Origin of the sequence: Kitasatospora putterlickiae, assembly GCF_039527695.1 — a bacterium.
Classification (GTDB): Bacteria; Actinomycetota; Actinomycetes; order Streptomycetales; family Streptomycetaceae; genus Kitasatospora; species Kitasatospora putterlickiae.
In genome coordinates this window covers 12,683-19,731 of sequence record NZ_BAAAKJ010000062.1, presented here as the reverse complement: position 1 = coordinate 19,731, position 7,049 = coordinate 12,683, and the positions used below count along the sequence as shown (strand labels likewise).

The following is a 7,049-nucleotide window of genomic DNA, read 5'->3' as shown; positions in this document are numbered from 1 at the left end:
CGCCCGCCGCCGCCACCGGCCCGGACGCCGGACCTACCGCCCGGCCTGGCGAGGCTGCCGGGTCTGCCGGGCCTGCCGGGGCGGCGCCGCGGGCGCCCGCGTGCTGCGGTCATGGCGCGCCGGCTCAGGGCCGGAACAGCACCTTGACCACCCCGTCCTGCTTGCGCTGGAACATCTCGTAGGCGGCCGGCGCCTCGTCCAGCGGCAGGTGGTGGGTCGCGAAGCCGTCCACGCCGAGCGGATCGCCGTCGCCCAGCAGCGGCAGCAGGTCGTCCGTCCAGCGCCGTACGTTGGCCTGGCCCATCCGCAGCCGCAGCTGCTTGTCGAACATGGTCAGCATCGGCAGCGGATCCGTCATGCCGCCGTACACGCCGGACAGCGAGACGGTGCCGCCGCGCCGCACCATGTCCACGGCCAGGTGCAGGGCGTGCAGCCGGTCCAGGCCGACCCGGGTCATCAGCCGGGAGGCCAGCGCGTCCGGCAGCAGCGAGGTCGCCCGCTGCGCCGCGGTGGCGGTGGGGGAGCCGTGGGCCTCCATGCCGACGGCGTCGATCACGGCGTGCGGACCGCGTCCGTCGGTGAGCTCCTTGGCGGCGTCGACCACCCGGGAGCCGAGCCGGGCGAGGTCGAGCGCCTCGACGCCGCGCTCCCGGGCGCGCTCCAGCCGTTCGGGCACCAGGTCGACGCCGATCACGGTGGCCGCGCCGCGGTGCCGGGCGATCCGGGCGCACATGTCGCCGATCGGGCCGAGCCCGAGCACGGCGACACTGCCGCCGGGCGGCACCTCGGCGTACTCCACCGCCTGCCAGGCGGTCGGCAGCACGTCGGACAGCAGGACGTAGCGGTCGTCCGGCGGGCCGTGCGGGACCACCACCGGCAGCGTGTTGCCGAACGGCACCCGCAGCAGCTCCGCCTGCCCGCCGGGGACCTGCCCGTACAGCTTGGTGTAGCCGAACAGGGCCGCGCCGGTTCCGTAGGCGTGCACCTGGGTGGTCTCGCACTGGGACTGCAGGCCCTTCACGCACATGAAGCAGGTGCCGCAGGAGAGGTTGAACGGCACCACCACGCGCTCGCCGACCGCGACCGCGTGTACGGCGCTGCCGACCTCGCGCACCACGCCCATCGCCTCGTGGCCGAGGATGTCGCCCTCGTCGAGGAAGGCGCCGAGGACCTCGTACAGGTGCAGGTCCGATCCGCAGAGCCCGGTGGTGGTGACCTCGACCAGGACGTCGGTGGGCTCCTGGAGCACCGGGTCGGGGACGGAGTCGACCCGGACGTCGCGGCGCCCGTGCCAGGTCACGGCTTTCATGGTGTGCTCCTCGGGGGGACGGACGCGCCCTGGGGGCTCAGGACGCCGTCGGTTCGTTGTGGGACCGGGCGGCCCGGCGGCCGAGGACGGTGAGGCGGTCGAGCGGGCCGCCACGCCGGTGGCGGGCCGCCGCCCGGACGCCCGGCACTCCGTGCTCGGGGGCGGATCCGGCGGACGGCAGCAGCCGCGCGGTGAGGGTGAGCAGCCGGCCGGTGGTGGCGGGCGCGAGTCCGTGGGCGCGCGCGGCGGCCTTGGCGAGCGGGGTGAGTATCAGCTCCCGGCGGCCGGTCTCGATCGCCCGGACGATCCGGTGGGCGGCCCGTCGCGCGTCCATCGACAGCAGCGGCAGCGAGGCGGCGGTGGAGAACCAGGCGAACTCGCGCCCGGGCCGGCCGGCGAACTCGGCGGCGGTCTGCGAACCGGTCCGCATCAGCCCCGGGATGACGGTGGTGACCCGGATCCCGTACGGCGCCAGCTCCGCGGCGAGCCCCTCGGAGAGGCCGGTGAGCGCGAACTTGGCGGCGACGTACGGCAGCAGGTGCGGCGCGGGGACCTTGCCGCCGATCGAGCCGATCATCACGATCGAGCCCGCGCCGCGCGCCCGCATCGCCGGCAGCACCGCCTGGACCAGCCGCAGCGGCGCCATCACCATCAGCTCGTGCGCCCGCCGGAAGTCCTGCTCCTGCATGGCGGCGAGCGGTCCGACCTGGATCAGGCCGGCGTTGTTGACCAGCAGGTCCACCTCGGCGCCGAAGTGCTCGCGCACCGCGTCGAGCAGCCGGGACGGGGCGTCGGCGGCGGTCAGGTCGGTGGCCGTCGCGGCCACCTCGCCGGGGCGGCCGCGCAGCTGTCGGACGGCCCGTTCCAGGGCGAGTTCGTCGCGGCCGCAGAGCATCACCCGGCAGCCGCGGTCGGCGAGCTCGCCCGCGATCAGCAGTCCGAGTCCGCGTGAGGAGCCGGTCACCAAGGCGGTGCGTCCGGCCAGGTCGTTTCCGCCGAGCATCGGCCGTGCCCTCCTTCGAGTCGGGGACGTCCAGTCGCCCGGCGTCTGTCCGGGGACGCCGTCGCCAAACCCGCGCGCCGAACTCGCACGCCCGAACCCGTGCGCCGAACCCCCGTACGCCCGAACCCGTGCGCCGAACCCCCGCACGCCCAAACCCGCGTGCAGAACCCCCGCACGCCGACCCCGCCGGAGCGCCCCCGGCGGGGTCGACGCGCGCGGGACCGGGGTCAGCCGGCGCGGAGCAGGCGCGCGCTGTTCTCGGCCGGGTGGCGGGCGAGGTAGCGGGAGCGGATGGCGGCGACGATCTCGGCGCTCGCGGTGCCGCTGCCGTACGGGGAGGGCCGCGCGGCCAGGGAGCCGACGGCGTCCGGGTCCGCGAGCAGCTCCCGCAGGGCGAGGTCGAGCTGGGGGCCGGGCCGGACCAGCCGGGCGAAGCCGGCCCGGACCGCCTCGGGCCGCTCCGTGGAGTTGCGGACCACGATCAGCGGGCGCTTGAGCACCGTGCACTCCTCCTGGACGCCGCCGGAGTCCGAGACCAGCAGCCGGCAGCCGGCGGCCAGGGCGAGGAAGGTGCGGTGGTCGACGGGGGGCACCGGGCGCAGCCCGGCGAGCGCGCCGGTGAGCCCGAACCGCTCGATCGCCGCCCGGGTGCGCGGGTGCAGCGGCAGCACCACCGGCAGTTCCAGCGCGGCGAGTTGGCCGAGGATCCGGCCGAGCCGGGCCGGGTCGTCGGTGTTCTCGGGCCGGTGCAGGGTGGCCAGCAGATAGCGATCGGGGCGCAGCCCGTAGCCGCTCAGGACGGCGTGGGCCTCGGCCGGGCCGGGCAGCGACTCCAGGGTGGCCTCGACGACGGTGTTGCCGGTGACCACCACCTGGTCCGCCTCGATCCCCTCGCGCAGCAGGTGGGCGGCGGCGGTCGCGGTCGGGGCGCAGTGCAGGTCGGCGAGCGGGGCGATGAGGCGGCGGTTGGCCTCCTCGGGCATGTCGGGGTCGAAGGAGCGCAGGCCCGCCTCGACGTGCACGACGGGCGCGCCCGCGCAGTGGGCGGCGAGCGCGCCGGCGGCGGCGGAGTTGGTGTCGCCCTGGACCACCACGGCGGCGGGCGGGTGCTGGGCGAAGTGGTCGCTGAGCACGCTGACCATGCGGCCGATCTGCCGGCCCCGGGCCTCGCCGGCGACGCCGCTGAGCGTGAGGTGCGGATCGGGGAGGGCGTACTGCCGGAAGAACGCGGTGGTGAGTCCGGGATCCCAGTGCTGGCCGGTCCAGACGACGCGGGCGGATTCCTCCAGGAGCCGAACCACACCGGCGAGTTTGACGATTTCCGGTCGGGTGCCGAGGACCACGGCTATGTCGGCTGAGGGCATTCGGGCTCCCTTGACGGTGCGTCCGATCCATTGATCGGGGCATTCGAACTTCGGGTCACAAGATGGCCGTCGGCGGTGAGAAGCGGCAACCGATGGTGATCAATGTCCCCCGAATGGCGCAATGGCCCACCGACGCGCCACGCCGGCGACGCGCCGACGACACGCCGATCAGCCCAAGTGGGGACGGCATTGTTTGAACGCTGACCATCAAAGATCAGATTTTCAGTCCATGATGTGCCAGCAGCACGGGAGTTCGACCCGTCGGCGGAGTCGCACACCGTTCGTCTCCGCCCGGCCGGCTCCGACGTGCCCCGCGCCGCCCCCCTTCCTTTGGGCTGCGTCCGATGCCGCCCGACCCCTTCCACGGCGCGGCATCAGCCCCCCCCTTGTGATCTCCCGTTCTTCGACGAGAGGAATTCCCCCATGTACGGATCTGTGGCCGGCGGCCTTCCGCCGGCGGCCGGTGGCGGCGCCCTGGCCGCGACCGGATCGGTGGGCATAGGTGTCACCGCGTCGGTCGCGGTGGCCCTGGTACTGCTGGGCCTCGGCCTGCTCCGCCGCAGCAGGCTGCGCCGGAGCGAGGGTCCGGGCGAGGACTGAGCCGCGTCATGACCGAATCCCTGTCGCACCCGCTCGCGCCCCGCCGGCACGCCGCGGCCCGGGCCGGGCGCTCCCCGGTCGGGGTGCTGTGCGGCGCCGTGCTGCTCGGTGTGTGCGGCTCGCTGGTGGCCGGCGAACGCGCCTACCGTTCCCAGGAGAGCCGCAGCACGGCGTGGCTCGTCGAGCACCTCCTGGGGATGCGCACCCTGTTGCTCGAAGGGCCGACCGCCCCCGTCCTGTACGCCGGCGACCACACCGGCCTGGACCGGGGCGTCGCCCTGACCACGGGGTGCAGCAGCGCGCTGCTGATCGCCCCGCTCGCCCTGGTGACGGCGCTGCTGCTGCTCTTCGGCAACCGCCGGCCCGGCCGCGTCCTGCTGGCCTTCGCCGTCGCCGCCACCCTGGTCGTGGCCACCAACCTCGCCCGGCTCACCCTCGTCCTGGTGATGCAGCACCGTTACGGCTCGGAGGGGTTCGGCTGGACGCACGTCCTGTTCGGCTCGGTGCTGATGATGGCCGCCGCCCTGGTCGCGGCCCTGCTCTTCCTGCGGCTGCTGCCCCGCAGCGGCCCCGCCGCACCCGCGGCGAGCGCCGCGGCCGCGCCCGGCCCCGCGAGCGGGGAGGACACGCCGTGACCCTGCTGGACACCTCCGTCTCGCTCTCCTTCGTCCTGGGCGTCGGCTTCCTCGCCTACGTCGTGGTGATCGTGCGCGGCTTCCTGCGGGACCGGCCGGCGCCGCCCGGTGACCCGGACGGCTTCACCTGGCACTTCCTGGTCCCCTGCCGGGACGAGGAGGCGGTCATCGCCACGACCCTGGACTACCTCGCCGAGCACTTCGCCGGCGCCACCGTCTGGGTCGTCGACGACGCCTCCGAGGACCGCACGGCCGAACTCGTCCGCACCTGGCCGGCCACCTCCGACCGGCTCACCGTCCACCTGGTGTCCCGGCGGGCGCCCGAGGCGCGGACCGGCAAGGGCGACGCGCTGAACGCCGGCTACCGGGCACTGGAGGCTGCGCTGCCCCCCGGTACCGACCCCGCGCGGGTGGTGGTCTGCGTGCTCGACGCCGACGGCCGCCCCTCGCCCGGCGCGTTCGCCGTGTGCGCCGGACCGACCCTCTTCGGCGACCCCGGGATCGGGGCGGTCCAGGTCGAGGTGCGGATGTCCAACCGTGACGTGCCCCGGCCGCTGCCCGGCCGGGGCGCGTTCGCCAACCGGCGGGCCCGGCTGCTCGCCCGCCTCCAGGACATCGAGTTCCGCGGGCCGATATCCGCCATGCAGATCACCCGGCGCCGCACCGGCACCGTCAACGTCGGCGGCAACGGCCAGTTCACCCGGCTCTCCGCGCTGCGCGAGGTGGACCGCGGCGGCGGGCGGCCGTGGGGCAAGGCCCTGCTGGAGGACTACGAGCTGGGCCTGCGGCTGATGCTGGCGGGCTGGCGCAACGGCTACACCACCGACGCCTGGGTCGACCAGGAGGCGCTGTGGAGCATGCGCCAGCTGATCACCCAGCGGGTGCGCTGGGCGCAGGGCTCGATGCAGTGCACCCGCTACCTCCGGGAGATCTGGGGCTCCCGGGCGTTCGGCACGGCGGGCTTCCTGGAGGTGCTCTACTTCATGAGCCAGCCGTGGCTGCAACTCGTCGGCCTGGTGGTGTACACCGTGCCGATCGCGGCCTTCGGCTACAACCTGCTGATCTACCCGGAGTTCGTGCTCGCCTTCCTGCGGCAGGGCGGCGCCCTGCTCCTGCTGCTCTACCTGGTGCTGGGCGTCGGCGAGTTCGCCGTCTGGGGGCCGCTGTACCGGCGGCGCTGCGAGCCGGCCGTCGGACGGCGGGCCGCGCTCGGGTACGGGCTCGCGCTGGCCCTGTACGCGGCCACGACCTACCTGGTCGCCGTCCGCGCCGCCTGGCGGGTGCTGTGCCGGCGCAACTCCTGGCACAAGACCGCCCGGGTCGCCGCCGCCCCGGCCGCGGCGGCTCCCGCGCCCGCCCCGGCGATCGTCGGCGAGCCGGCCGGGTGAGCGCCCGCCGATCCGCCCGCGCCCCACCGCGACCCGGCGACTTCCCCCGTGCCCACCTCACCTCCCCGCCCGTCCCACGAAAGGCACCACCACCATGACCTCTCGTCGCACCCGCACCCGCACCCGCCTGCTCGCCGGCGCCGCCGTCACCGCCGCCACCGCCGCGCTGGTCTGCACCGCGAGCCCGGCCTGGGCAGCCCTCTCCGCGCCCGAGGCCAACGCCTTCGTCGTCTCCGCCGACGCCGTCGCCGGCATGGTGGCCGTCGCCCCGACGCCCGCCTCCAGCTACCCCGCGGGCGGCACCCAGACCGTGGTCGGCGTCAACGTCGGGCCCTTCGCCAGCAACGCGCTGCTCACCGCCACCACCGCGGGTGACCCGCAGGCCGGCACCTCCAGCGCCTCCGCCACCATCGACTCGCTCGGCGTCGATCTGGGCGTCGCCACCGTCTCGCTCACCGGCGTCAACTCGACCTGCACCGCCACCCCGACCGGCGCCACCGGCTCCGGCGTGATAGCCGGGGGCAGCGTCAAGCTCCCGCTGCTCCCCGCGATCAACCTGCAGGCCGGCGCCGGGCCCAACACCGGGATCGACATCCCCGGCGTCGGCACCATCCTCCTCAACGAGCAGACCACGGACGCCAACGGCGTCCTCTCCGTCAACGCGGTCCGGATCTCCCTGCTGCCGATCCTCAACGCCGCAGACCTGGTGATCGGCCACGCGGAGTGCGGCGGCGCCGCGCCCGCCGAGGC

7 protein-coding genes are annotated in these 7,049 nt (G+C 75.1%); 4 read left to right on the top strand and 3 right to left on the bottom strand.

Annotated features, from left to right (window positions below; all coding sequences use genetic code 11):
* Window positions 1-124: 124 nt before the first annotated feature.
* The 3 genes from ABD308_RS07080 to wecB all read right to left on the bottom strand — a co-directional run bounded on the left by ABD308_RS07080 (window position 125) and on the right by wecB (window position 3,676).
* On the bottom strand, window positions 125-1,309 hold the full coding sequence (locus ABD308_RS07080; protein WP_344329409.1) for an alcohol dehydrogenase catalytic domain-containing protein: 1,185 nt from the start codon (window positions 1,307-1,309) through the stop codon (window positions 125-127).
* A 37-nt stretch (window positions 1,310-1,346) separates the two neighbouring features.
* Complete coding sequence (locus ABD308_RS07075) at window positions 1,347-2,312, bottom strand: SDR family NAD(P)-dependent oxidoreductase (protein ID WP_344329403.1); 966 nt, start codon at window positions 2,310-2,312, stop codon at window positions 1,347-1,349.
* Window positions 2,313-2,539: 227 nt separating this feature from the next.
* Window positions 2,540-3,676, bottom strand: a complete 1,137-nt coding sequence (gene wecB / locus ABD308_RS07070; RefSeq protein WP_344329393.1) for a non-hydrolyzing UDP-N-acetylglucosamine 2-epimerase — start codon at window positions 3,674-3,676, stop codon at window positions 2,540-2,542.
* A gap of 423 nt (window positions 3,677-4,099) precedes the next feature.
* Here wecB and ABD308_RS07065 point away from each other — a divergent pair, with 423 nt between their 5' ends.
* From ABD308_RS07065 to ABD308_RS07050, 4 genes are all read left to right on the top strand, one after another.
* Complete coding sequence (locus tag ABD308_RS07065) at window positions 4,100-4,276, top strand: hypothetical protein (protein WP_344329384.1); 177 nt, start codon at window positions 4,100-4,102, stop codon at window positions 4,274-4,276.
* An 8-nt stretch (window positions 4,277-4,284) separates the two neighbouring features.
* Window positions 4,285-4,911, top strand: coding sequence for an archaeosortase/exosortase family protein (locus ABD308_RS07060; RefSeq protein ID WP_344329376.1), 627 nt, complete (start codon window positions 4,285-4,287; stop codon window positions 4,909-4,911).
* Window positions 4,908-6,299 carry an XrtP-associated glycosyltransferase gene (locus tag ABD308_RS07055; protein ID WP_344329368.1) on the top strand — a complete coding sequence of 464 codons (1,392 nt, stop codon included), beginning with the start codon at window positions 4,908-4,910 and terminating at the stop codon, window positions 6,297-6,299. The genes ABD308_RS07060 and ABD308_RS07055 overlap by 4 nt, the downstream gene beginning before the upstream one ends.
* 94 nt (window positions 6,300-6,393) lie before the next feature.
* Window positions 6,394-7,049, top strand: a 656-nt coding sequence (locus ABD308_RS07050; RefSeq protein WP_344329362.1) for a choice-of-anchor P family protein, incomplete at its 3' end; no start/stop codon positions are given.